Genomic DNA, 26,216 nt, shown 5'->3' with positions numbered 1-26,216 from the left:
ATAAGTGAGGAGCCTGCCCCCATGGTCGACATCGCCACCCGTGTCCATAATCACAAATGGAAGATCGACCCGATCGTCCGCTCGCTGATCGACACGGATTTCTACAAGCTGCTGATGTGCCAGTCGGTCTTCCGCAACAAGCCCGACACCACGGTCACCTTCTCGCTGATCAACCGCTCGGCCCATGTGCCCCTGGCCAAGATGATCGACGAGGGCGAGCTGCGCGAACAGCTGGACCACGTCCGGTCCCTGTCGCTGACCCGCGGCGAAAGTACCTGGCTGCGCGGCAACACCTTCTACGGCAAGCGCCAGATGTTCCGCCCCGATTTCATGGAGTGGTTCGAGGGGCTGCGCCTGCCGCCCTACACCCTGGAACGGCGCGGCGACCAGTACGAGCTGACCTTCGAGGGCCGCTGGCACGAGGTCATGCTGTGGGAGATCCCGGCGCTCGCCATCCTGATGGAGCTGCGCGGCCGCGCCGTGCTGCACCAGATGGGCAAGTTCGAGCTGGAGGTTCTCTACGCCCGCGCCATGGCCAAGCTCTGGGAAAAGATCGAACGGCTGCGCGTCCTGCCCGACCTGAAGATCGCCGATTTCGGCACCCGTCGGCGGCACAGCTACCTCTGGCAGGACTGGTGCGTGCAGGCGATGACCGAAGGCCTGGGCGAGGCCTTCATCGGCACCTCCAACTGCCTGATCGCGATGAAGCGCGACCTTGAGGCCGTGGGCACCAACGCCCACGAGCTGCCCATGGTCTATTCGGCCCTCGCCCCCGATGACGCGGCGCTTGCCCGGGCCCCCTATGACGTGCTGGCCGACTGGCACGAAGAGCATTCGGGCAACCTGCGGATCATCCTGCCCGACACCTACGGAACGGCGGGTTTCCTGAAGAACGCCCCCGACTGGCTGGCCGGCTGGACCGGCATCCGCATCGACAGCGGCGACCCGGCGACGGGGGCCGAGACGGCCATCGACTGGTGGAAAAGCCGCGGCGAGGATCCGACCGAGAAGCTGGTCATCTTCTCAGACGGTCTGGACGTGGAGAAGATCGAAGAGCTGTCGCACCAGTTCCACGGCCGCGTGAAGGCCAGCTTCGGCTGGGGGACGCTGCTGACCAACGATTTCCGCGGGCTGGCCCAGGACGACGCCCTGGCGCCGTTTTCGTTGGTCTGCAAGGCGATTGCGGCGGACGGCCACCCGACGGTCAAGCTGTCGGACAATCCCGAGAAGGCCATGGGCCCGGAGAGCGAGATTGCCCGGTACAAGCGGGTGTTCGGGGTTGGGGAGCAGGAGCGGTTTGAGGTGGTGGTTTAGTCTATGCTTGAAGCGGCCAGCCGCAAGTTCCGAGCTCTCCGTATGTCCGAACTCGTCATGAGTTTCGAACGTTTGACGGCTTCTTCATAGGTGAATCGGGACTCGCAGTCATCAAGACCGAGCTTCAGCATCAACTGCTCAAGCTCTTCCTTGCTGAGTTGTGAACGCCCCTCCCGAATGCTCACGTCTGACATTTTGCCCACCTAACTAACCTTGTCGCGTGAAGTAGCGACTATTTATCTCTGCGTCGAAGTAGTGCTTTCTTCGGATCCAGACAAGGCCTTCGCTACGTGTGATGGCTGCGACATCGACTGGACCGCCGACAGTTTCCGAAGGTTTCGTGACTTTTTCCTTAAGCGACTGCAGGTTGATCAGAGTCTCTGCCAGTTCAGCCATTTCGTCAACAGGTAGCACGCCGAGTACCCTGCGAAGAGGTCCGTTGTGGTCATCTCTTGTGTAGTCGAACATCTTTGATGTGAAGCTATCGATGCGAGATCTCAGAAGAAGCCCGAGTTCGTCGTCATTCGGGAGCGCGGCTTTTCTATCTTGAAGCTCGCGAATAAGTAGGCCGAATTCTTCAGCGATAATTCGCTGTAAGCTCGCGAACACCTCAAAGCTAATGCCGAGTGTAAACGTGTCTACCATAGAGGTTTGTGCAAAGCCCTCGATGACGGCAGGAACCTCTCTGCTAACATTGATGTCTTCTTCTTCGGATACGAGAAACCTCTCGCCGACGATCCTGCATCGTTTAAGAGATGTCATCTCCGGAAAGACAGAGTGTTCGCCAAAGCCAGCGAACACGAACCCGGTGTAGTTATCATCAGCGCATTGAGTGTGCAGTGCGCCTCGAAAAATAAGATTGGCAAGACTATTCTTGTCGCACTCCCTTTTAAATCCTAAATTTGCGGTCCACTCCTCGATGAGATGCAGCACCATGTCTTCACTCCGCTGCCAGAGGTCGTCAAGGTAGTTGCGGTCGAGTGGAAGATTCTCATCGCTGGGGAGATCTGCAAAGTACTCATTGATCACGTCATCATCGATTGTGATCTCACCAACATCACCTTCTCTTAGCGAGACGAGGAGTGCGATAATCTGGTCGATGAGCGCCTCGTCAAAGGCCTTCTTGCGTTCATCTAGCGGAAAGAACGTTGTGCTGCCTTCCACAAAGCTTATGAACTCTTCGGCGTATTGCCTCACGGAATTGAAGGATCTATCCCCAAGGTCTTTTCTAAACTCCTTAACAATCACCTCCCAAGGGACCCTGAGAAGGCTTGCGGTGTTGTACAGCATGAGTCCAACGGGCTGATGCTTCGAAAGTTGAAAAATCTTATTTGCACCCTTGAAGTAGCGGCGCTCTTGTCCGTTCTTTCCGTTGTACTCAACTGTTGTCGCGCTATCGGCCGCTAGAACTACGGCTAGGCTGTTCATCAAGCAGATTTCAGAAGTCATAATTTTTCCAATGCGGACGTTTCTCTTATCCTAGTTGGTTCTCAGGAGATCGCAAAATGGAAATATTTCGGCGACCGATAGAATTCATTTTCCTTCCGGCGACCTTCGTATTCGGAGCTAAGTAAGATCGTGAGATCTGCATGGGGAATATCTTCGGTCCGCGTTCTGTTTGCCAAGCTCTCTGAATGAATGTGCTCAATTGTGCACCAAAGGCGGATTTCATCCACCCTACGCGCCACCTTGCCCTCACGAGGGGACAACCTACCTCTCCCACCCCCGCCCTTCCTTCACCTCGCTTCGCGCCTTCTTCGCCTCCACCCGCTTCCGCTTCTGGTTCTTCGACACCTTCGTCGGGATCCGCCGCTTCGGCGCCACTGTCGCTTTCCGCACCAGTTCCGCCAGCCGCTCCCGGGCCACCTCGCGGTTGCGGGCCTGGCTGCGCTCCTCCGAGACCTGCAACACCACCGCCCCGTCCTTGGTCCAGCGCCGTCCGGCCAGGCGCCGCAGTCGCCGCTTCACCGCCTCGGGCAGGTTGGGGGATCGCTCCGCCTCGAAGCGCAGCTCGACCGCAGAGGAGACCTTGTTCACGTTCTGCCCGCCAGGGCCCGAGGCGCGGATGAATTGCTCCACCAGCTCCCAGTCCTCGATCGCGATCTGATCCGTGATCCGCAGCATGGCCAAACCCCTTTCGCGCCCCGATGGCGCCCCGCTTTCATATGGCACGATCCGGCCAAAGCTCAAACCGGCGCCCCTCCCCATTCGATGGCCGAAAATACTCTGGGGGGAATTGGGCCGGCACGGCCCAAGGGGGGCAAGGCCCCCGACCGCCGCCCCCAAACCGCAACAGAAAAGGGCCGCTCCTTCGGCAGGAACGGCCCTCTCGAGATCAGGAGGTGGTTCGGTTAGGCGAACCAACCCGGAGTGTTGACGCCCAAGGGCTGCCTCAGACGGTCACCCTCCAGACTGTTCCGAATCCTTTCTCCAATACCTCAATAGACACTAGAGCACCTCCTTTCTGCTTGTTTCCGATGCCTTCAGGCTGGCACGGAAGTGTTTACGCGCAAAGAAGATTATGCAGGCCGCGCGGAAAATTTACCCGTCAGCGCCCGGAAAGGCAGCAGGGCGATCAGCGCCAGGGCCATCTTCACCCCCCAGTCCGCCACCGCCAGCGAGATCCACAGCGGCACGGCGGGACCGACCAGCATGAAGGGCACGGCCTCCCAGGCCCAGGAAATCTCGGCATCGGCATTTTCGCCAAAGAAAGCAATGAATTGCGCGAATCCGACGGTAAAGAAGATGGCCGTGTCCAGGGCCGATCCGACGATCGAGCTGACCAGGGGCGCGCGCCACCAGCGGCCCTGCCGCAGGCGGTCGAAAAGGGCCACATCGACCAGTTGCGCGACCAGAAAGGCCAGGGCCGAGCCCACGGCCACCCGCAGCGCCACGGCGGCATAGGTGAACCCGTCGCCTTGCAGCAGGATTTGCGTGCCGATCAGCGAACACAGGATCCCGGTCACGAACCCGGCGAAGATCACCCGCCGGGCGGGGCCGGGGCCATAGAGGCGGTTCATCACATCGGTGACGAGGAAGGCGAAAGGATAGGTGAAGGCGCCCCAGGTCAGGAGGCCGTCGAGGATCAGGAACTGAACCAGGATGTTAGAGGCCACCACAACGGCGGCCATGGCAAGAATGCCAGGAAGAAAGCGTATCATGTCGTTTTCCGTTTTTTAGACAAGGTCGCGGCGACTTGTTGCCCCGGGCGCGGGCGCGCTCCGGGATTGGCGGGCTTTAGCCCCTGTCCGGGACCTCGGCAAGGGAAAACTCCAGCAATTGCTGGCGCAGAAGGGGGGTGAAGTTGTCGTCCGACACCAGGGTCAGGCGCAGCGCCCCGGCGCTGTCGGTCCAGACCGACAGGCCCTCGTAATTGGCGCGCCGGTCGCGGGGCAGGGGGGCGACCAGCTCGGGCGCCCGGCCCGGGCGGGCCAGGTCCAGCCGCCGGATGCGCCCCGAAAAGCCCAGGCCGAAGGCGCGTTCCAGCACGTAAAGCTGGCCATCGGGGCCGACATCGGCGCCGACCGGCAGAAAGCCCGCCTCGCGCGGCCAGTCCGCCAGCCGCTGCCAGCCGTCGGCCTCCAGCCGCCAGACGGGGTGGCGCGGCCCGCCCCCGGCGGGGCGTTCGGGGATCACGATCAGCCGCCCCGAGGCATCCACCGCCGCCGCCTCATAGGCGGAGTTGCCGCCCAGAAGGGGCGCATCCGGTGGCGGGGTCAGGGGGACGGGGCGGGGCAGGGCGCGGCCCTGGTCTAGGCCCAGAGCGCCGTCATAGATCCAGGGGTCGGTGAAATGTTCGAAGGTGACCAGCAGGCGGCCCCCGGGCAGCAGGGCCAGCCCCTCGGGGTCGGTCTGCTTGACGGCCATCTGCGCGCCCTCGGGGTCCGTCAGCGGGTGGCGCGCGGTGATCCGGGCCCCGGTCAGCCGCCCGGCGGCGTCGCGGTCCAGCCGCCCTTCGACCAGCGCCCCGGCGTCGGACAGGGCGACGAACCACCGCCCGCCGTCGAGGATCTCGATCGCCGAGAGGCCGCCCAGGGCGGGGGCGTCGTTGCGCAAGGAAACAACTGTGGCAAGGGCCGGGGGCGGGGCCGCCTCGGGCTCTGCCCCGCAGGACAGCAGGGACAGCGCCAGAAGGGCGGCGCCTATCCCCCCTGCAAGACGGTGACGCATTGGCGGGGCAGGTCGGCCATGGTCAGCTGACGGCGCGGTTTCGGCGGTGGCGCATTGGGATCGGGCGGCGGCGGGTTCAGGATGTCATCGACCCAGTCCTGCGCCGCGTCACAGCCGTCGCCCGCGGGCGGCGGCGCCTGGTCGACACAGCCCTTCATGCCGCGCGGACAGGCCAGGCGGACGTGGAAATGGTAGTGATGCCCCCACCAGGGCCGGATCTTGCGCAGCCAGGCGCGGTTGCCCGTCTCCTGCTGGCACATCCAGACCTTGGCGCCGGGAAAGACAAAGATCCGCGCCACCCGGCGGTCCTGGGCGGCGGCCTTCAGCAGGGCCATGTGCTGCGGCGTCCAGGCGTCGTTCACATAGGCGCCCCCGGCGCGGCGCATCGAGATGGACGACAGGTTTTCGCGCGCCGTGCGCGACAGGCGCAGGTCCTGCGCGGGCAGCATCCAGATATCCGCGTCCAGGCCGATCTGATGGCTGGCATGGCCGCTGGTCATCGGGCCGCCGCGCGGTTGCGACATGTCGCCGATATAGATCCCGTCCCAACCGCGCAGGCGGGCGGCCTTCTTCGACAGGTCTTGCAGGAAATCGACCAGCTCGGGGGTGCCCCAGTTGCGGTTCCGGCTCAGCCGCATGGCCTGCCAGGTGGGGCCGGTCTCGGGCAGCTGGACGGCGCCGGCGACACAGCCCTTGGCGTAGGATCCGAAGGCATCGGCGCGATGCGGCGAGCCCGCCCTGGCCGCGCCGAACAGTGCCCGCGCCTCGACGCCTTGCATGTTCGCCGGAATTTCCTGCGCCGTCAGCGGGTTGGCCAGGGTGGCAAGGCAGGCGAACAGGGCAAGCAGGCGCATCAGGGGGTCGGATCTCCGTCGGGTTTGACCCAGCGTAGCAGCGCCGCGCCGACCAGGAAAAGGAAAACCAGCGGCAGGATCCCGATCTGCTGGGATCCGCTCAGGGTGGTGACCACGCCAATGGTGGTGGGCGCGATGAAAGAGGTCGCCTTGCCCGCCAGCGCGTAAAGGCCGAACCCCTCGGCCATGCGCCCGGGGCGGGCCTGGCGGACCATCATGGTGCGGCTGGCCGACTGGATCACGCCCCCCGCCGCGCCGATCACCGCGCCCAGGATGAAGAAGGCGATGTCGGGCAGGGCGCTGTCCGGCGTGACCGCCATGCCCAGGACAGAGCTGCGCGAGATCGACACCGCCACCAGCGTCACCGCCGTCAGGGCCAGGATGCAGGTGGTGATGACCGGCTTGGGCCCGAAACGCTCATCCGCACGGCCGCCGATCACCGCAAAGATCGCGCCCGAGATGATGGCGATGATGCCGAAGATCCCGATCTGGGTCACCGACCAGTCCAGCACCCCCGCCGCATAGATGCCGCCGAAGAAATAGATCCCGTTCAGCGCGTCGCGATAGCACAGCGACGAGACCAGATAGGCGAACAGCGACGGGGTGGCGCGCAGCCCGTGCACCGTCTGGCGCAGATTGCGCAGCGCGGCCCGGGCCGCGCCCTTGGGCGCGCGCGGCATCTTGGGGTCGCGCACATAAAGGAAGAAGGGCACCATGAAGACGGCATACCAGATCGCCGTCAGCGGCCCGACCGCCCGGGTGCCCTCGCGCGCCGTGGCGTCCAGCCCCAGGATCGGGTCCAGCCCGATCAGCGTCTTGCCGCTGTCGGCATTCTCGGCCAGCAGGGTCAGCATGATCACCAGCGACACCAGGCCACCGAGATAGCCGAAGGCCCAGCCGTTGCCGGAAATGCGCCCGATCTCTTCCTTGCTGCCCAGATCCGGCAGCATGGAGTTGGTGAAGATCGTCGCGAACTCCATCCCGATCATGCCGATGGCAAAGAAGAACAGCGTGGTCAGCAGGTTGAAATCGCCCGGCGCGGCGTACCACAGCATCCAGGCGCCCAGCACGTAAAGGAGGGAGAACCCCCAGATCCAGCGCAGCCGGTTGCCCGACACGTCCGAAATGGCCCCCAGGATCGGCGCCAGCAGGGCGATGATGATCCCCGCCGCCCCGATGCCGAAGCCCCAGGCCGATTGCGCGGCGGTGCCGTCGCCCATCAACTCTTTCACATAGGGGCCGAAGATGAAGGTGATCAGCAGGGTGTTGTAGGGCTGGCTGGCCCAGTCGAAGAAGAACCACCCCCAGATGCGCTTGCGCAATGTCGCCGTCATGCCCCGCCCTGTCCCCGTATGTTTGGCCCGTGTCATTGGCCCGTGCCTTTGGAATGGGGCGATATGATCCGCGCCGCGCAGGCAGGGCAAGCCAATCCTTCATGACAAATTGCCCGCAGGCCCAGAAAGGCGGCGCGCGTGTTCCCGCTGCGTCAGGTGCCCTGCACGTCAACCGGCCCTTGCGGGCCGCGCTGCCTACATCTCGGGCGGCCAGGGGCGCTCGTTCTCGGCGATGAAGAGCTTTGACGCCCAGTCGGGCAGGCTGGGCAGGGTCACGTCGGGGCCCATGGCGCGGGCCACCTCCTCGACGGGCACCAGGCGGCGGTCGCGGATGACCCCGGTGCGCAGGGTGGCGTGGTTGGCGCATTCGCCCCCCACCCACATGCTTTGCTCCATGTAGAGGAACCGCGCGTCGACCCCCATCAGGCGGGTGCGCATCTCGACCCGTGTAAAGGCGGTCAGCCGCTTGCGGTAACGGATCGCGGTTCCGGCCACGGTCAGGCCCCAGCCCTTGGCCTTCATCACCTCGAACAGCCCGCTGCGGGTCGCATAGGGGATGCGGCCCAGGTCAAAGATGGTCAGGGTGCGGCCGTTGTTCAGCTCCATCCAGGGGTCGATGTCCCAGGGCCAGATGATGTGATGCGACACATGCACCTCGCCCGGACGCAGCCGGGGCGCGCGGCGGAACTTCAGGTATTCCTTGGCAAGACGGATGTAGGGATACATGGGGAGGGCTCCTTCTTCGCGTCTTTGCTGCGGTGCCGCGAAGGGCGCGTCAACCGCGACCTCGCGTCTGAGCTTGTTCTTTGGGCCCGGTCTGCTTACCTGTGTGCGGTCCTGCAACCCGGAGAATGCCCATGCAATCCCTGCTGATGATCCTCGACCTCGTCCTGAGCGTCGTCTGGTTCTTCATCATCGCCCATGTCATCATGTCCTGGCTGATTTCCTTCCAGGTGCTGAACGTGCGCCAGCAATTCGTGGGCCAGGTCTGGTACGGGCTAAACCGCATCCTGGAGCCGATGTACGCGCCGATCCGCCGCATCCTGCCGCCCATGGGCGGCCTCGACCTGGCGCCGCTGGTGGCCCTTCTGGCGATCATGGCGATCCGCATCGTGGTGTCCAACAACATCGGGTATATGTACTGACCCCGACCGCCCCATCTGGCCCCTGATCCGGGCCGGATCGCGGGCCGCCGCCTTGTCCCCCCAGGGCGAATATGGGATGGTGTCCCTTGCTTTCACCAACGGGGACAGGACATGGCCGAGGCAGAGGCGCTGCTGCGCGAGGTATTCGGGTTCGACGCCTTCCGCCCCGGTCAGGGCGAGATCGTGGAGGCCGTGGCCTCGGGCCAGAACACCCTCGCCATCATGCCCACGGGCGGCGGCAAATCCCTGTGTTACCAGCTGCCCGCCCTGATCCGCCACGGGGTCACCCTGGTGATCTCGCCACTGATCGCCCTGATGCGCGACCAGGTCCGCGCCCTGCGCGAGGCCGGGGTCGAGGCGGGCGCGCTGACCTCCGGCAATACCGAGGAAGAGACAGAGGCCGTCTGGACCGCCCTGCAAGAGGGGCGGCTGAAGCTGCTCTACCTGGCGCCCGAACGCCTGGCCTCGGCGGGCGCGCGCGACATGCTGCACCGCATCAATGTCTCGCTGATCGCCGTGGATGAGGCCCATTGCGTCAGCCAGTGGGGCCATGACTTCCGCCCCGATTACCTGCGCATCGGCGAGCTGCGCCAGGCGCTGGATGTGCCCCTGGCCGCCTTCACCGCCACTGCGGATGAGGAAACCCGGGCCGAGATCGTCCGCCGCCTGTTCGACGGTCATCCGCCGCAGACCTTCCTGCGCGGCTTCGACCGCCCCAATATCCACCTGGCCTTCGCCGCCAAGAACTCGCCTCGCCGCCAGATCCTGGACTTCGCCACCGCCCGGCGCGGCCAGTCCGGCATCGTCTATTGTGGCACCCGCGCCCGCACCGAAAGCATCGCCGGTGCCCTGAGCGAGGCGGGCCTGTCGGCCATCCACTATCACGGCGGGATGGAGCCTGACGCCCGCCGCGCCGCCGAGTTGCAGTTCCAGCAGGAAGACGGGCTGATCGTCGTCGCCACGGTGGCCTTCGGCATGGGGGTCGACAAGCCCGACATCCGCTGGGTGGCCCATTCCGACCTGCCGAAGTCGATCGAGGCCTATTACCAGGAGATCGGCCGCGCCGGGCGCGACGGGGCGCCGGCCGAGACCCTGACCCTCTTCGGCGCCGATGACATCCGCCTGCGCCGCGCCCAGATCGACGAGGGCCTGGCGCCCCCGGAACGCCGCGCCGCCGATCATGCGCGCCTCAACGCCCTGCTGGGCCTGGCCGAGGCGCTGGAGTGCCGTCGCGCGACGCTGCTGAAATACTTCGGGGAAGAGTGCCAGCACTGCGGCAACTGCGACCTCTGCGATCGCCCGCCCGAGACCTTCGACGGCACCGAGGCGGTGCGCAAGGCGCTGTCGGCCATTCTGCGGACCGAGGAATGGTTCGGCGCGGGCCATCTGATCGACATCCTGACCGGCACGGAAACCGACAAGGTGCGCGAACGCGGCCATGACAGCCTGCCCACCTTCGGCGTGGGGACAGAGTTCAAGAAGGCCGAATGGCAGGCGATCTTCCGGCAGATGCAGGGCCATGACCTGATCCGCCCCAATGGTGAGCGCCACGGCGCGCTGTTCATGACCGAGGCGGCGCGCCCCATCCTGCGCGGCGAGGAAACGATCCGCCTGCGCCGCGACAGCATCGCCGCCGCCAAGGCCAACCGCCGCCCGGCGGCGAAAACCCTTGTTTCGGAAGAAGATGAGCCGCTTCTGTCGGCGCTGAAGGCCAAGCGCCGGGCGCTGGCCGAAGAGGCCCGCGTGCCCGCCTATGTCATCTTCAACGACCGCACCCTGATCGAGATGGCCGAAGCCAAACCCGCCACGCTGGACGACATGGCAGGCATCACCGGGGTCGGCGCGAAAAAGCTCTCGGCCTATGGCGCGACCTTCCTCGAGGTGATCACCGGCGCCGTCGAACAGCTGCATCCGCAGCGCGCCCGCCTGGCGGGCCGCACCTCGGGCGGGCTTTACGACCGGCTGATGCAGGTGCAGGCGGATCTGGCGCGCGGGGTGGACGGGACCGAGAAACCGCTCTCCTGCTCGGCCTCGTTGATCGCCAAGGTGGCCGAAACCCGCCCCCGCGACGCGGCCCAGCTGACGCGCCTTCTGGGCGAACGTCGGGCCGAACGTTTCGGCGCCGCCTTCCTCGACGCGCTGGCCGAAGAGGCCTGATCGCCGCAGGGGGCTGGACCTCGGCCCCGGATCGCTTATCTGGGACCGGCAGACAGAAGGGGAAGAATATGCTGATCGTCGTCTCACCGGCCAAGAAACTGGACTGGACCGCCCGCGCGGCGGAACTGACCCCGCTGCCCTTCCCCGACGACAGCGCCGAATTGATCGGCGTGATGCGCGAAAAGTCGGTGGGCGAGATCGCCAAGCTGATGCATCTGTCCGACAGCCTGGCCAAGCTGAACTACGACCGCTACCGCGACTATGCGACGGACCCCGCCCCCGAGGCCCTGCGCCCGGCGATCCATGCCTTCGCGGGCGACACCTACCAGGGGCTGGACGCCGCCTCGCTCGACCCCGAAGAGCTGGCCTTCGCCCAGGAACACCTGCGCATCCTGTCGGGCCTATACGGTGTGCTGCGCCCCTTCGACGGGATGCAGCCCTACCGGCTGGAAATGGGCACCCGGCTGAAGACCGAGCGGGGCACCAACCTCTATCAGTTCTGGGGCGACAAGATCGCCCGCGCGCTGAAGGACCAGGCCAGGACGCTGGGCACCGACACGCTGATCAACTGCGCCAGCCAGGAATATTTCGGCGCGGTGGATCTGGACGCCCTGGGGTTGACGGTCATCACGCCGACCTTCCTCGATGTGAAGAACGGCGCCGAAAAGGTGATCTCCTTCAACGCCAAACGGGCGCGCGGCGCCATGGCGCGCTTCGTCATCACCCGCCGCCTGACCGACCCCGCGGGCCTGACCGAGTTCGACAGCGGCGGCTATCTCTACCAGCCCGACCGCTCGACCCCGACCGCCCCGGTCTTCCTGCGCGACGCCGAAGCCCAGGCCGCCTGACCCCGCAGGCGCCCCCCGTTGACCTCCGTCTCAGCCGGGGCGCCACCGGGGCTTCGAGGTCCAAGGCCGCCCCCTCACCCGCCCCCCTCTCTTCTCATTGCCAAAAATATCCCGGGGGGAATTGAGCCCGTCAGGGCTCAAGGGGGGCAGAGCCTCCCTTTCTTTCTTCTATTTGTCGCCTTCCAGCGACCGGGGGGGGGGGGGCAGAGCCCCCACGTCCTGTCCATAAGTCGCCCTCCGGCGACGGGGGCCAGATCCCCCACCCGATCCCCTAACCCGCTTCCGAACTTTCCTCGGCCTCACGCCGTGTCCAGCTTTCGTCCTCCGCCTCCGGCAGAGGCGGTGCCCAGGGGGCCTCGCCCGGTCCCTCTGGGGTCGGTCCCGCCTCGGTCTGCGCCGGATCGGGCGGGGCGTGGAAGGGCGGGCGCAGCTCCGCCGGGGTCAGCTGCGCCAGCATGTCCAGCACATCAGCCTTGCGCAGCGGCTTCGACAGGTAGTGATCCAGCCCCTCGGCCAGGAAACGCGCCGCGTCGCCGTCCAGCGCATGGGCGGTCATGGCGACGATCGGCACCGGCGGGCTACCCGCCTTTGCCTCGGCGGCACGGATCTGCCGGGTGGCCTCGATCCCGTCCATCTGCGGCATGGAAATATCCATGAAGATCAGATCGGGGGCGAAGGTGGCATGAAGCGCCACCGCCTCGGCGCCGTTCTCGGCAAAGCGCAGCTCGATATCCGCCTGGGCCAGCAGTTTGCCAAAGACCAGGCGGTTGGTCTTGTTGTCCTCGGCCGCCAGCACCCGCGCCGCGCGCCGGGCGGGGCTGGGCCGGGGGGGCACAGGCAGAGCCGGGTCGCCGCCGGGCGCCTCGGCACTGTCGGGGGCGCCCGCGCCCGCGTCCCGGCCCAGCCCGCGCAGCACGGCGAAGAAATCGTCGCGCAGGCAGGGGCTTTGCAGCACGGCGTGCAGATGGCGCCGGGCCGGGTCCAGCTCGGCGAAATGCACGGCGGGGGTGAAGAGGATGATCGGCACCTGGGATCCCGCGTCGCGGATCGCCTCGGCCAGCTCCATCCCGTCCATCTCGGCCATGTTGTGATCGGTCACCACCAGATCGGCCCCCTCCAGCCGCGCCAGCGCCTCGGCCCCGCTGGTGCAGCTGACCACCTGAGCCCCCAGCACCGACAGCTGTTTCTCCAGGATGTCACGCTGCAACTCGTTGTCGTCCACCAGCAGGACCCGGCCCAGATCGGGCACCGGGGCGGGGCCCTCGCGCGCCGCCGTCCCCTCGGCCAGGGGCAGGGCGATACGGAACCCGAAGGCCGAGCCCTCGCCCAGGGCGCTGTCGACCCAGATCCGCCCGTCCATTAGCGTCACCAGCTTTTCCGAGATCGCCAGGCCCAGCCCCGTCCCCTCGAACTGGCGGGCGGTGTCGCTGTCGATCTGGTTGAACTCGCCAAAGATCATCCCCGCCTTCTCGGGGGCAATGCCGATGCCGGTATCCTCGACCGTGACGGTCACGTCGCAGCGCCCGTCGCCTGCGGGCAGGCCCACCACCCGGATCAGCACATGGCCATGGGCCGTGAACTTGACCGCATTGCCCACCAGATTGGTCAGCACCTGGCGGATCCGCCCGGGATCGCCGACAAAGCCCGTGGGGGTGAAAAGGTCGTAGTCGATGACCAGCGACAGCCCCTTTTCGCGCGCATGGGGCCGCATCAGCAGGGCCACCTCATGGATGCAGCGTTCCAGGTCGAAAGGTTCGGGATGCAGCACCAGCCGCTCGGCCTCGATCTTGGAATAATCCAGCACGTCGTTGATGATCACCAGCAGGGCCTCGCCGGAATTGCGGATCGTGTCGACGTAGAGGCGCTGTTCCTCGCTCAGCTCGGTATCGGCCAGCAGGTCGGCCATGCCGACGACGCCGTTCATCGGCGTCCGGATCTCGTGGGACATATTGGCCAGGAAGGTGGATTTGGCGCGATTGGCCGCCTCGGCGCGCTGACGCGCCTCGCGCAGGCGCCGTTCATAGCGCACGGTCGAGGTGATGTTCAGCGCCAGGGTCACCACGTCGCCTTCGTGCCCGCGCTGATCCAGCAGTTTGACGTATTGGCCGTTCCACAGCCGGATCACCCGCGGCTCCGGCGCCGGGGCCTGCCAGCGCATCATCATCTGGTGGCGCCAGTCCACCGGGGCGGTGTCGCCGATGTCGATCACCCCTTCCTCGGTGGCCAGTTGCAGGGTCCGCATATAGCTGATGCCCGGGGCCACCTCTTCCAGCCCGTCGAAGACCATGCACCAGGCGCGGTTGGCGGCGATCATCGTCCCTTCGGCATCCCAGAAGGCGAAGCCGTCGGGAATGGTCTCGATCGACAGCCACAGCCGCCGCTCGGCCACGGCAATGCGCTGATGCGCCACGTCGAGGTCGGATTGGACCTTCTGGTGGGCGCCCAGCACGGCCTCGACCTCGGCGCGTTTCTCGTGGATCTGGTCCGACAGCAGCTTGGCGTGTCGTCCCAGTTTGCGGTTGGCGGCATGAAGCTCTGCCTGCTTCAGCTCAAGCAGGCGTTCCGCCGCAAGGCGCGCGCGACGCTCCTCCGCCAGTTTGCTTGCTAGGCTCATTGCCGGTTCTCCGCTTGGGGTTGGGTCTCCGCTTGGGGCCGGTTCTGGAATTGGGCCGGGTCTCGGATCGGGGCCCTCTGGGGGCCTTGGCAGACTGCGACCGGGGTATGAAAAAACCGTTTAGCTTTGTCGGCATCGGCACAGAATCCTTGCCTGTGCGGGCCCGGAGGGGCAGGTTCGGGCCCATATTGGCAGGAGATTTTCGATGAAACGCGTTCTGGCCGCCCTGTTTACGGGCCTTACCCTTCTTGGTTCCGCCCAGGCACAAGAGGGGCCATTGCCGGACAAGCGGATGCTGGTCTTCGCGAATACCGATTTCGCGGGCCGCGACCTGGGGCAGCTCTTTGATACCACGGTGCAGGCCTGCCGCACCGCCTGCCTGGAGGATGACCAATGTACCGCCGTCACCTTCAACAGCCGCAACAATTCGTGCTTTCCCAAGGCCAGCGTTACCGGCCAGGCGCCCTATGACGGGGCCTATTCCGCCAAGGTGATCCCGGTCGAGGCCCGCGCCCAGGATCTGGGGCGGATGCGCGCCGCCGAGCTGCCCGAGATCGCCACCGAGGCCCGCCTGGCCGAGGCGCGCGACCTGGCGCTGCGGATCTCGTGGTTCCATACGGCGGGCGATCTGGACGCGGCCACGCTGCGCGACACCGCCAACAGCGCGGCGCGCGAGGGCGATTTCCTGCGCGCCCTGCGCTATGCGGGGGCGGCCGCGGCCAATAGTGACGCCAGCGCCGACTGGGCGCTTTATTCCGACATGCTGCGCCAGGTTGCGCTAGAGGATGCGGGGCAGACCCGCACCTATCACCGCCGCGCCGTCCCGGCGGCCCTGAACGCCTATCTGCGCGCCGGGCCCGACGCGGTGCGCGCCCAGGCGCTGTACCTGCTGGCCCAGGCGTTTGAGGAAACCGACACCGGCACCGCCATGGTGCCCGTGCTGCGCCTGGCCAGCCGCCTGTCGAACCGCAGCGACATCGCCGAGCTGCTGGAGCGCGCGGCCTCTCTCTATGGTTTCCGGGTCGAGGATTACGCGGTCGAGGCCGAGGCCGCCCTGCCGCGCGTCTGCATGAATTTCACCGATCCCCTGGCCAAGACCGGGGTCGATTATGCCGACTACGTGCAGCTGCCCGAGGCCACGATGGCGGTCGAGGTGGCGGGCCCGCGCCTGTGCATCATCGGCGGCGCCCATGGGCAAAGCTACAGCTACACCCTGCGCGCGGGCCTGCCGTCGCGCGCGGGCGAGGGGCTGGCCGCCGATGCCACCTTCCGCGTGGCCATCCCCGACCGCGACCCGGCGCTGCGCTTTCCGGGGCGGGGTTATGTCCTGGCCAGGGGGGCAGGGGCCGCGCTGCCCATCGACACGGTCAACCTCGACCGGGTGGATCTGCGCCTGTTCAAGGTCACCGACCGGGGCCTGATCCGCACCATCCAGGCCCAGCTGTTCAACCGCCAGATCGGCGAATGGGAGGTCGAGGAATTCGCCGAAGAGCTGGCGACCGAGATCTGGTCGGGCCAGGGCGAGGTGCGCAAGGCGCGCAACACCGATGTCACCACCCGCCTGCCGCTGGACACGGCGCTGGCGGGGCAGGCGCCCGGCGTCTATGCCCTGCGCGCCCGGGCGCCGGGGCGCGATGAATATGAAACCCCCGCCGCCACCCAGTGGTTCGTGCTGACCGATCTGGGCCTGACCAGCTGGACCGGGGCCGACGGGCTGCACGCGGTGGTGCGCGGCCTGGGCGATGCGGGGCCGAAACCCGAGGTCACCCTGACCCTGCTGTCCAACGCCAATGCGGTGCTGGGCGAGGCGGTGACTGATGCCCAGGGCGTGGCCCACTTTGCCCCCGGCCTTCTGCGCGGCACCGGCGGCGCGGCGCCCGCGCTTCTGCTGGCGCAGGCGGGCGAGGACGACATGTCCTTCCTGTCGCTGAAGGATCCGGCCTTTGACCTGACCGACCGGGGCGTGGCGGGCCGCGAACCGGCGGGCGCCATCGACGTCTTCCTGACCACCGACCGCGGCGCCTATCGCGCGGGCGAGACGATCCATGTCACCGCCCTGGCCCGCGACGGCACCGCCCGCGCCCTGGACGGGCTGCCGGTGACCGCCATCCTGACCCGCCCCGACGGGGTGGAATACGCCCGCCAGGCCCGGGCCGAGGGCCAGGCGGGGGGCTATGTCTTTGCCTTCCCGGTGGGTGCCACGGTGCCGCGCGGCAGCTGGACCCTGGCGCTGAAATCCGATCTAGAGGCCCCGGCCCTGGCCCAGACCCGCGTCCTGGTCGAGGATTTCCTGCCCGAACGCATCGACGCCACCCTGGCGCTGGCAGGCGAGGGGCCGATGCCCCTGGACGGCAGCCGCGACCTGTCGGTCGAGGCGCGCTATCTCTTCGGGGCGCCTGCCGCCGATCTGACCGTCTCGGGCAGCACCGTCCTGGCGACCAGTGACCGGCTAGAGGCCTTCCCCGGCTACCGCTTCGGCCGCCATGACGCCGAAACCCGGCGCGAGCGGTTCTATTTCGACAGCACCACCACCGATGCGGCGGGCCGCGCCACCCTGCCGGTGGCCTTCGACGGCTTCGAGGCGGAAACGCCCATGCCCGCCCAGGCCACGATCTATGCCACGGTCACCGAAGGCTCGGGCCGCCCGATCGAGCGCCGCCTGACCCAGCTGGTCCTGCCCGCCGAGCCCTTCCTGGGCATCCGCCCCGCCTTTGACGACACCCTGCCCGAGGGCACCGAGGCCGCCTTTGACCTGATCGCCCTGACCCAGGATCTGACCCCCGCGGGGATGGAGGTCACCTGGCGGCTGAACCGGGTCACCACCCGCTATCAGTGGTACAACCAGTACGGATCCTGGGAATGGGAAAGCTTCACCACCCGGACCGAGGTCACCTCGGGCAGTGCCACCCTGGGCGCCGATCCGGTCGAGGTGACCGCGCCGGTGGACTGGGGCCGTTACGAGCTGGTGGTGGAAAGTGCCGCCGACGACCGCACCGCCGCCTCGGTCGATTTCTACGCGGGCTGGTACGTGCCCGCCGACACCACCACCACGCCCGACACGCTGGAGCTGTCGCTGGACGCCGAAAGCTACGCCCCCGGCGAGGAGGCCCGGTTGCGGCTGGTGCCGCGTGACGCGGGCACGGCCCTTGTGGCGGTGATGGCCAACCGGCTGATCGACCTGAAGGTGGTCGAGGTCACGGCGGGCGAAAACCTGATCCCGCTGGCGGTGACCGAAGACTGGGGCGCGGGGGCCTATGTCACCGCCACCCTGCTGCGGCCCATGGAGGGCGGGCAGGGGCACAGCCCGGCCCGCGCCCTGGGCCTGGATTACGCCCCGGTGGCGCCGGGCGACAAGGCGCTGACCGTCCGCTTTATCTCGCCGCCCGAGGCCGACCCGCGCGGCCGCTATACCGCGCAGATGCAGGTGGCGGGCGTGGCGCCGGGCGATCAGGCCTATGTGACCCTGGCCGCCGTCGATCTGGGCATCCTCAACCTGACCGGCTTCGACAGCCCCGATCCGCAGGGCCATTACTTCGGCCAGCGCCGCCTGGGGATGGAGATCCGCGACCTTTACGGGCGGCTGATCGACCCCGGCCAGGGCGAGATGGGCCGTATCCGCTCGGGCGGGGACGCGGCGGGCGGCTCGCGCTTTGCCTCGCCGCCGCCGACCGAGGATCTGGTCACCTGGTTCTCGGGGCCGCTGGCCGTGGGGGCCGATGGCAGCGTCGAGGCCAGCTTCGACATTCCCGCCTTCAACGGCACCCTGCGGCTGATGGCCGTGGCCTGGTCGCAGGCGGGGGTGGGCGCGGCAGAGCAGGATCTGCTGGTGCGCGACCCGGTGGTGGTCACCACCTCGACCCCCAACTTCCTGGCGCCGGGCGATACCTCTTCGCTGCTGCTGGAGCTGGTCCATGCCACCGGCCCCACGGGGCAGATGGCCCTGTCGGTCGCCGCCGCCCCGGGTCTGGCCCTGGGGGCCGCGCCCGCCACGGTGACCCTGGGCACGGGCGAGAAACAGGCCTACCGCCTGCCGATCTCGGCGGCGGCCGAGGGCGACTATCCGATCACCGTCTCGCTGACCACGCCCGATGGGCGGCGGCTGGAGAAGACCCTGACCCTGCCGGTGCGGCGCAACACGCCCGAGGTCTCGCGCACGCAACGCTTTGCCCTGGCGCCGGGGGCGACCTTTACCCTGAACGCCGACGCCTTCGCGGGCTTCGACGTGGACACGGCCCATGCGGTGCTGTCCGCCGGGCCGCTGGCGCGGCTGGATGTGCCTGGGGTGCTGGCGCTGTTGGATCAATACCCCTACGGCTGCACCGAACAGGTGACGTCGAAGGCGCTACCGTTGCTGTCCCTGGCCCCGGTGGCCGACCTGCTGGGCCTGGCCACCCAGACCCGCGTTGACGAACGGATCTCGGGCGCCATCGACAGGGTCCTGTCGCGCCAGACCGGCAGCGGGTCGTTCCGCCTCTGGGCGGGGTCCGACGGCACCTCCTGGCTGGACGCCTATGTGACCGACTTCCTGTCGCGCGCCCGGCTGGCGGGCCATGCGGTGCCCGAGGCGGCCTTCGACCGGGCTCTGGCCAACCTGCGCAACCTGGTGAACTTCGCCCCCGATTTCGAGGCCGACACCAACGGCGGCGGCGAGGCGCTGGCCTATCAGCTGATGGTGCTGGCCCGCGAGGGCGAGGCGGCCATGGGCGATCTGCGCTATTACGCCGATGTGAAGGGGGCCGAGTTCGCCACGCCCCTGGCCGCCGCGCAACTGGGTGCGGCCCTGGCGATGTATGGCGACCAGCCCCGCGCCGATGCCATGTTCGCCCGCGCCCAGGCCAAGATCGCCCCGCGTGGCACGGCAGAGGTGATCCGCATCCGCAACGACTTTGGCACGCAGATGCGCGACATCTCGGGGCTGCTGACCCTGGCGGCCGAGGCAGGATCCCAGGTGGTGGACCGCCAGGCCCTGCTGGACCGGCTGGCGGCGGTCGAGGGGCCGCTGTCGACCCAGGAAAGCGCCTGGACCCTGATGGCGGCTTCGGCCCTCTTGGACGATCCGGCGGGGCCTGCCCTGTCGGTGGATGGCGCGCCGCTGTCGGGCCCGCTGGTGCGCAGACTGCCGGGCAGCGCGCCGGTGCCGGTGGCGATCCGCAACGAGGGGGCGGCGGCGACCGATCTGACCCTGACCACCCTGGGCGTGCCCGAGGGGCCGCTGGCGGCGGGCGGCTATGGCTACCGGATCGAGCGGGCCTACTACACGCCCGAAGGCGACCGGGTCTCGCCCGAGACCCTGGCCAGCGGCACCCGCCTGGTGGTGGTGCTGACGGTGACGCCCTTCGAGGATACGGGCGCCCGGCTGATGGTTAACGACCCGCTGCCCGCAGGCTTCGAGATCGACAACCCGCGCCTCTTGCGCTCGGGCGATATCGAGGCGCTGGAGTGGTTGCAGGTGGCCGGCACCGAGATGACCGAGTTCCGCTCGGATCGCTTCCTGGCGGCGCTGGACTGGCGCGGGGACAAGCCCTTTACCCTGGCCTATATGGTGCGCGCGGTCAGCCCGGGCGACTACCTGCTGCCCGCCGCCTCGGTCGAGGATATGTACCGCCCCCGCTACCGCGCCAATACCGGCGAGACGCGGATCACGGTCACCCCATGATCCGGGGCGACCGGTCCGCCGCTGCCGGGGGGCGGGAGAAATCCCGCCCCCGCCATCGCGCCCTGGCGCTGCTGGCCCTGGCGGGGCTGCTTTGGACCGGCGCCCTGGCCCGCGACCGGGCCGAGGCCTGGATCGAGGCGACCGAGCTTCCCACGCTCGCCCCCCAGCTCTCGGTCGAGATGCGCGCCGCCGGGGGCGATTTGCTGCGCGCCTATACGGTGGACGAGGGCCGCTGGCGCATGGGGTTGCGTCCCGATCAGGTGGATCCGCTCTACCTCGCCATGCTGCGCGCCTATGAGGACCGCCGGTTCGACCGCCACGCCGGGGTAGACCCCCGGGCGGTGCTGCGCGCCGCCTGGCAGGCGCTGCGGGCGGGGCAGGTGGTGTCGGGCGGCTCGACCCTGACCATGCAGGTGGCGCGGCTGCTGGAGCACTCGGGCACCGGGCACTGGGCGGGCAAGCTGCGCCAGGCGCGGCTGGCCCTGGCCCTGGAACGGCAGTTGTCAAAGGATCAGATCCTGTCGCTGTACCTCACCCTGGCGCCCATGGGCGGCAATCTGGAGGGGGTGCGCGCCGCCAGCCTGGCCTATTTCGGCAAGGAACCCACCCGGCTGACCCCGGCCCAGGCGGCGCTGCTGGTGGCGCTGCCCCAGGCCCCCGAGGCGCGCCGCCCCGACCGCGACCCCTGGGCGGCTGAGGCAGCCCGCGACCGGGTGCTGGCGCGGATGACCGCCGCGGGCGTGATCGACGCCGAGACAGAGCGCGCCGCGCAGGGCGATCCCATGCCCCGCACCCGCCAGCCCTTCCCGCAACTGGCCGCCCATCTGACCGACCGCGCCCGCGCCGCCCAGCCCGACCTGACCCGCCACGACCTGACGCTAGAGGTGCCCCTGCAAGCGGCACTGGAACGGCTGGCGGCCAGCGCCCTGCAAGGGATGCAACCCGACCTGTCGGTGGCCCTTCTGGTGGCCGATCACCGCGACGGGCGGATCCTGGCCTCGGTCGGCTCGCGTGGCTTCGCGGCGCAGGGGCAGGGCTTCGTCGACATGACCCGAGCCACACGCTCGCCCGGCTCGACCCTGAAACCGCTGATCTATGCCATGGCCTTTGACGCGGGGCTCGCCTATCCCGAAACCCTGATCGACGACGTGCCCACGGATTTCTCGGGCTACAGGCCGGTCAATTTCGACGGCGCCTTCCGCGGCCCGGTGCCGGTGCGCGAGGCGTTGCAACTGTCGCTGAACCTGCCGGTGGTGGCCCTGACCGAGGCCTTGGGCCCGGCCCGGGTGATGGCCGCGCTGCGCCGCGCGGGTGTGGCGGCGGAGCTGCCCGGCGGCGCGCCGGGGCTGGCCATCTCGCTGGGGGGGCTGGGGGTCTCGCTGGAGGATCTGGTGACGCTTTATGCCGGGTTGGCGGCGGGAGGCACGGCGCGCCCACTGCACTGGCGACAGGGCGAGGGCGAGGGGCCGGGGGCGCAGGTCACCTCGGCGGTGGCGGCCTGGCAGGTGGGCCATATCCTGGCAGACCTCCTCCCCCCTGACGGGGGGCCTCGGGGGCGGATCGCCTGGAAGACCGGCACGTCCTACGGGCACCGCGACGCCTGGGCGCTTGGCTGGGATGGGGCCCATGTGGTGGGGGTCTGGATCGGGCGGCCTGACGGCACGCCGGTGCCCGGGGCCTTCGGCGCCGACCTGGCCGCGCCGCTGCTGTTCCGCGCCTTCCAGCATCTGGCGCCCGAACCCACCGAGCTGGCCGCCCCGCCGCGCGGCACGCTGCTGTTGCCAAACGATGCCCTGCCGGTGCCGCTGCGCCACTTCCGCCGCCGGGGCGCGGCGGCCCCCGATGCCCAGGCCCCGCGCCTGGCCTTCCCGCCCGACGGCGCCACGCTGGACCTGGCGGGCGCCAGCCTGCCGGTGCGGGTCGAGCGCGGCACGCCGCCCTTCACCTGGCTGGTCAACGGAGCCCCGGTCCTGACCGGCCAGCGTCGGGCCGAGGCCTTCCTGCCCCGCCTGGGCACCGGCTTTGCCGATGTCACGGTGATCGACGCCACGGGCCGCTCGTCCCGCGCTTCGATTCGCCTCAACTGACCGCCATCCGCGCGGCCCACCTCGCCGCGCCGCGCCACACCCCTGCTTTCTCATTGCCGAAAATATACCGGGGGAGTCGCCCGCCGGGCGACGGGGGCAGCGCCCCCCTCAGGGCCGGGCCGCGCCCTCGTGGCGGGGCCCGGCGCTCCTCCCCCAGAGGCACAAACGAAAACCCCCCGGCCGTTTCCGACCGGGGGGCTCTCAACTCATCCTCAAGCGAGGGATCAGGCCTTGGCCTTCGCCTTGGCTTTCACCGGCTTCCAGATCCGCTTGTTGGTCAGGTACAGAAGCGAGCTCAGCAGCACCAGGAAGATCACCGCGACAAAGCCGGTGTGCTTGCGCGCCATCATCTTGGGCTCTGCGGTCCACATCAGGAAGGCCGCGACATCCTCGGCCTCGTGGTGCAGCGAGTTGGAGTGACCGTCATCGAATTCCACGTCCTCGCCGTAAAGCGGCGGGGCCATGGCGATCCAGCCGCCGTCGAAGGCGGTGTTCTCGTAATATGTCACGCCAGCCTGCACACGTTCCTCGCCGGTGTAGCCGGTCAGGATGTTGTAGATGTGCTCGGGGCCGCCGATGCCCTTGAAGAACTGGTTGATGCCGGTGCCCGCGGGGCCGTGGAACGCGGCGCGGGCCTTGGCCATCAGGCTCAGGTCCGGGGCGTTCTGGCTGTTGTTGGCCGGGAAGAAGTCGTTCTCGGTCAGCTGGCGGGCGGCGCCCTCGTCGTAGTCGTAGAGGTGCATGTTGGAGGCCTCGTCGGCCACCATGAACTCGGCCGCATAGGCGCGGACCTCGTCCTCGGGCATGTGCGGGCCACCTTCATCCGCCAGGGTGCGGATCGGCACGAACTTCAACCCGTGGCAGGACGAGCAGACCTGGGTGTAGATCTTCAACCCGCGTTGCAGCTGGTTCTCGTCGTATTTGCCGAAGGGCCCCTCGAAGGAGAAGGCGACATCTTCGTGATGCGCGCCACCTTCGGCTGCCAGGGCGGCGCTGCCCATGGCCCCGGCGCCGAGCGACAGGGCTGCCAGGGCAGAGATAGAGAGTTTCTTGAACATGGTCTCTGTCCTTTCGCTTACTCGGCCGGTTCTGCCGGTTTGCCGTAATGGGCGTCGAAGTCTTCCTCGATCGTGGCCGGCAGGTTCTTCGGTGCCGGTTCGATCACGCCCAGCAGGGGCAGGATGACGAAGAAGTAGGCGAACCAGTAGGTGGCCCCGATCAGCGAGATCGTGGAGTAGGGCGGTTCGGCGGGCATGGCGCCGGCCCACATCAGCACGATGAAGTCGATGCACAGTAGGGCGAACCACCACTTGAACATCGGACGGTAGCGGCCCGAGCGGACGCGGCTGGTGTCCAGCCAGGGCACCAGGGCCATGGCGATGATGGCGCCGAACATGGCCAGCACGCCGAAGAACTTGGCGTCGACGATGCCACCGGTGATCCAGCTGGCGAACATCACCACCCAGACGTCCGAGGTGAAGGCGCGCAGGATCGCGTAGAAGGGCAGGAAGTACCATTCCGGCACGATGTGCGCGGGCGTCGCCAGCGGGTTGGCCTCGATGTAGTTGTCGGGGTGACCCAGGTAGTTCGGCATGAAGCCGACGATGGCGAAGAACACCGCCAGGACGACGGCCAGGGCGAAGAAGTCCTTGATCACGAAGTAGGGCCAGAAGGGCAGGGTGTCCTTCTCGGCCTCGGCTTTCGAGGTCTTGCGGACGTCAACACCCGTGGGGTTGTTGTTGCCGGTGTTGTGGAAGGCCCAGATGTGCACGATGACCAGGCCCGCGATGACGAAGGGCAGCAGGTAGTGCAGCGAGAAGAAGCGGTTCAGCGTGGCATTGTCCACGGCCGGCCCGCCCAGAAGCCAGGTTTGTAGCGCCTCGCCCACGAAGGGGATCGCGCCGAACAGGCCGGTGATCACCGTTGCGCCCCAGAAGGACATCTGACCCCAAGGCAGCACGTAGCCCATGAAGCCGGTGGCCATCATCAGCAGGTAGATGATCATGCCGATGATCCAGGTGATCTCGCGCGGGGCCTTGTAGCTACCGTAGTAGAGGCCGCGGAAGATGTGCAGGTAGACGGCAAAGAAGAACAGCGATGCGCCGTTGGCGTGCAGATAGCGCAGCATGTAGCCGCCGTTCACGTCGCGCATGATGTGCTCGACCGAGCGGAAGGCCAGGTCGACATGCGGGGTGTAGTGCATCACCAGGACGATGCCGGTGACGATCTGAAGCGCCAGGCAGAAGGCCAGGACGATGCCCCAGATCCACATCCAGTTCAGGTTCTTGGGGGTGGGGATCATGATCGTGTCGTAGATCAGGCCCACGATCGGCAGACGAGAGTGAATCCACTTCTCGGCGCCGGTCTTCGGTTCGTAATGATCGTGCGGAATGCCGGACATGTGGTCTCCTCCCTCAGCCCAGAATGATCTCGGTCGGACCATCGAAGGTCGCGACGGGGACAGGCAGGTTCTCCGGGGCCGGGCCTTTGCGGATGCGGCCGGCGGTGTCGTAGTGCGAGCCGTGGCAGGGGCAGAACCAGCCGCCGAAATCGCCGGCCTCGCCCAGGGGCACACAGCCCAGGTGGGTGCAGACGCCCATCATCACCAGCCATTCCTCGGCGGCCTTGCCTTCGGCACCCTCGGGGGCCAGGGCACGGTTGCCGTCGGTGGCGGGGGCGTCGGCCTCCAGGTTGTTGTTGCGCGCCAGCGGGTCGGGCAGGCTTGCCGGATCCACCTCGTTGGCCTGGTCGATCTCATCCTGGGTGCGGCGCCGGATGAACACCGGCTTGCCGCGCCATTTCACGGTCAGCTGGGTGCCTTCCTCGACGCCGGAAATGTCGACGCGAATAGACGACAGGGCCTGAACATCGGCCGAGGGATTCATCTGGTTGACCAGCGGCCAGACGACCGCACCGGTGGCCACGACGGCCGCGCCGCCGGTGGCATAATAGAGGAAGTCCCTCCGGGTGCCTTCGTGATCTTCTGCGTGGGACACGAACTTAGCTCCATTCCTAGGCCCGCCTGGGCGGTGGCGATATGTGTCTGGGCCGTGCGTTACACACAACCGTTACCGTGCGGTTGTTTAGCCGCCGAAACTGCGCAGGTCCAGCATTCGTTCGAAGATGCGCGCACAGGGTGCGCATGTGTCGCGCTTGAGGCGCGGGCCTGCCGAGTCTATAGGAAAAGGGACTGTCTTACACCCTGCCGTCCGTATGCCGGACCGGAGATTGCCCATCATGACCCTGACCCCCGCCTCGCGCCGCCTGCGCCCCGCCCTGCTGCGTGCCTCCGTCTTCGCGCTGGCCGCCGCCCTTGCCACCCCCGCCGCCGCCGAGCTGGAGCTGAGCTTCTACGGCGGCTGGCAGACCTCGCCGCATTCGCGGGTGAAGGGGGAATACGGCTCGGGCACGAACCAGTCGTCGACCTTCGACGACCTGATCGGCTGGGACGGCAAGAGCTTTGCCATGCCGCCCTACTACGGCGTGCGGGCCACCTGGTGGCGCAACGAGGCCTGGGGCTTCGGCGTGGAATTCTCCCATGACAAGGCCTATGCCCCCGAGGGCGAGATGGCCGCGGCCGGCTTCGAACGGCTCGAGTTCACCGATGGCCACAACATCATCACCGCCAACGTCTCGCGCCGCTGGCTCGAAGCCTGGGGGTCGGCCACGCCCTATGTCTCGGCCGGTCTCGGCTTTGCCATGCCCCATGTGGACGTGACCCCGGTCGGCGGCGAGCATACCTATGGCTACCAGGTGACCGGCCCCGCCGCCCGCCTGACTGCCGGGGTAAACTATCCGCTGAACGACCGCTGGTCGGTCTTCACCGAATACCAGTTCACCTGGTCCGACAACTCCGCCGATCTCGACGGCGGCGGCTCGCTGGACACCACGCTTTATACCAACGCGCTGAACCTGGGTGTCGGCTTCAAGTTCTGAAGCACCCCCGCGCCGCAATCTGACAAGGCCCGCCCCAAGGCGGGCCTTTTGCTTGGCGGCCCGGGCGAAAGGGGGGCGCTGCCCCCCTCTGGGGCCTGCGG

At 67.8% G+C, this 26,216-nt stretch carries 18 protein-coding genes; 7 read left to right on the top strand and 11 right to left on the bottom strand.

All coding sequences use genetic code 11. The annotated features are described in order from the left end of the window. Positions 1 to 21 precede the first annotated feature (21 nt). Positions 22 to 1,314: a nicotinate phosphoribosyltransferase gene (gene pncB / locus ACRARE_RS04835; RefSeq protein ID WP_432655275.1), complete on the top strand. Its 1,293-nt coding sequence runs from the start codon at positions 22 to 24 to the stop codon at positions 1,312 to 1,314. A 207-nt stretch (positions 1,315 to 1,521) separates the two neighbouring features. Here pncB and ACRARE_RS04830 read toward each other — a convergent pair whose 3' ends face one another. From ACRARE_RS04830 to ACRARE_RS04800, 7 genes are all read right to left on the bottom strand, one after another. After that, complete coding sequence (locus ACRARE_RS04830; protein ID WP_432655274.1) at positions 1,522 to 2,763, bottom strand: hypothetical protein; 1,242 nt, start codon at positions 2,761 to 2,763, stop codon at positions 1,522 to 1,524. A gap of 261 nt (positions 2,764 to 3,024) precedes the next feature. Next, the gene (gene arfB / locus ACRARE_RS04825) at positions 3,025 to 3,438 is read right to left on the bottom strand and encodes an alternative ribosome rescue aminoacyl-tRNA hydrolase ArfB (protein WP_432655273.1); all 414 of its coding nucleotides are present in this window, start codon (positions 3,436 to 3,438) and stop codon (positions 3,025 to 3,027) included. A 395-nt stretch (positions 3,439 to 3,833) separates the two neighbouring features. Next, complete coding sequence (locus ACRARE_RS04820; RefSeq protein ID WP_432655272.1) at positions 3,834 to 4,475, bottom strand: queuosine precursor transporter; 642 nt, start codon at positions 4,473 to 4,475, stop codon at positions 3,834 to 3,836. A 76-nt stretch (positions 4,476 to 4,551) separates the two neighbouring features. Continuing rightward, positions 4,552 to 5,370, bottom strand: a complete 819-nt coding sequence (locus ACRARE_RS04815) for an esterase-like activity of phytase family protein (protein WP_432655271.1) — start codon at positions 5,368 to 5,370, stop codon at positions 4,552 to 4,554. Positions 5,371 to 5,456: 86 nt separating this feature from the next. Further along, complete coding sequence (mepA, locus tag ACRARE_RS04810) at positions 5,457 to 6,338, bottom strand: penicillin-insensitive murein endopeptidase (RefSeq protein WP_432655270.1); 882 nt, start codon at positions 6,336 to 6,338, stop codon at positions 5,457 to 5,459. Further along, the gene (locus tag ACRARE_RS04805) at positions 6,338 to 7,672 is read right to left on the bottom strand and encodes an MFS transporter (RefSeq protein WP_432655269.1); all 1,335 of its coding nucleotides are present in this window, start codon (positions 7,670 to 7,672) and stop codon (positions 6,338 to 6,340) included. Before ACRARE_RS04805 ends, mepA begins: the two co-directional genes overlap by 1 nt. 195 nt (positions 7,673 to 7,867) lie before the next feature. After that, entirely contained in the window at positions 7,868 to 8,398 is a 531-nt protein-coding gene (locus ACRARE_RS04800; RefSeq protein WP_432655268.1) for an acyl-CoA thioesterase, read from the bottom strand. Positions 8,399 to 8,529: 131 nt separating this feature from the next. Here ACRARE_RS04800 and ACRARE_RS04795 point away from each other — a divergent pair, with 131 nt between their 5' ends. The 3 genes from ACRARE_RS04795 (at position 8,530) to yaaA (ending at position 11,822) form a co-directional block, all read left to right on the top strand. Next, positions 8,530 to 8,817 (top strand): YggT family protein, encoded by a 288-nt coding sequence (locus ACRARE_RS04795; RefSeq protein WP_432655267.1) that lies wholly within the window; start codon positions 8,530 to 8,532, stop codon positions 8,815 to 8,817. Between the two features lie 111 nt (positions 8,818 to 8,928). After that, the gene (gene recQ, locus ACRARE_RS04790; RefSeq protein WP_432655266.1) at positions 8,929 to 10,974 is read left to right on the top strand and encodes a DNA helicase RecQ; all 2,046 of its coding nucleotides are present in this window, start codon (positions 8,929 to 8,931) and stop codon (positions 10,972 to 10,974) included. A gap of 68 nt (positions 10,975 to 11,042) precedes the next feature. Then, positions 11,043 to 11,822 (top strand): peroxide stress protein YaaA, encoded by a 780-nt coding sequence (gene yaaA / locus ACRARE_RS04785; protein ID WP_432655265.1) that lies wholly within the window; start codon positions 11,043 to 11,045, stop codon positions 11,820 to 11,822. Positions 11,823 to 12,093: 271 nt separating this feature from the next. Here the strand turns inward: yaaA and ACRARE_RS04780 are convergent, their stop codons facing one another. Beyond that, positions 12,094 to 14,436, bottom strand: a complete 2,343-nt coding sequence (locus tag ACRARE_RS04780; protein WP_432655264.1) for a response regulator — start codon at positions 14,434 to 14,436, stop codon at positions 12,094 to 12,096. A gap of 205 nt (positions 14,437 to 14,641) precedes the next feature. On the opposite strand from ACRARE_RS04780, the gene ACRARE_RS04775 reads away from it, so the two are divergent. Continuing rightward, a complete protein-coding gene (locus ACRARE_RS04775; RefSeq protein ID WP_432655263.1) occupies positions 14,642 to 20,092 on the top strand; it encodes an alpha-2-macroglobulin family protein in 5,451 nt (1,816 codons plus the stop codon). Further along, positions 20,089 to 22,179, top strand: coding sequence for a penicillin-binding protein 1C (pbpC, locus tag ACRARE_RS04770; RefSeq protein WP_432655262.1), 2,091 nt, complete (start codon positions 20,089 to 20,091; stop codon positions 22,177 to 22,179). Before ACRARE_RS04775 ends, pbpC begins: the two co-directional genes overlap by 4 nt. Positions 22,180 to 22,403: 224 nt before the next feature. Here pbpC and ACRARE_RS04765 read toward each other — a convergent pair whose 3' ends face one another. Genes ACRARE_RS04765 through petA form a run of 3 tightly spaced genes read right to left on the bottom strand, consistent with a single transcriptional unit; the run spans position 22,404 to position 25,175 of the window. Beyond that, on the bottom strand, positions 22,404 to 23,237 hold the full coding sequence (locus ACRARE_RS04765) for a cytochrome c1 (protein WP_432655261.1): 834 nt from the start codon (positions 23,235 to 23,237) through the stop codon (positions 22,404 to 22,406). A 17-nt stretch (positions 23,238 to 23,254) separates the two neighbouring features. After that, complete coding sequence (gene petB / locus ACRARE_RS04760; protein WP_432655260.1) at positions 23,255 to 24,580, bottom strand: cytochrome b; 1,326 nt, start codon at positions 24,578 to 24,580, stop codon at positions 23,255 to 23,257. Between the two features lie 13 nt (positions 24,581 to 24,593). Next, positions 24,594 to 25,175 carry a ubiquinol-cytochrome c reductase iron-sulfur subunit gene (gene petA, locus ACRARE_RS04755; protein WP_432655259.1) on the bottom strand — a complete coding sequence of 194 codons (582 nt, stop codon included), beginning with the start codon at positions 25,173 to 25,175 and terminating at the stop codon, positions 24,594 to 24,596. A gap of 241 nt (positions 25,176 to 25,416) precedes the next feature. On the opposite strand from petA, the gene ACRARE_RS04750 reads away from it, so the two are divergent. Further along, entirely contained in the window at positions 25,417 to 26,115 is a 699-nt protein-coding gene (locus ACRARE_RS04750) for an outer membrane protein (protein WP_432655258.1), read from the top strand. The last annotated feature ends 101 nt before the right edge of the window (positions 26,116 to 26,216 follow it).

Origin of the sequence: Pseudooceanicola aquaeponti, assembly GCF_050897975.1 — a bacterium.
GTDB lineage: Bacteria > Pseudomonadota > Alphaproteobacteria > Rhodobacterales > Rhodobacteraceae > Pseudooceanicola.
This window is presented reverse-complemented; position numbering and strand designations above follow the sequence as displayed.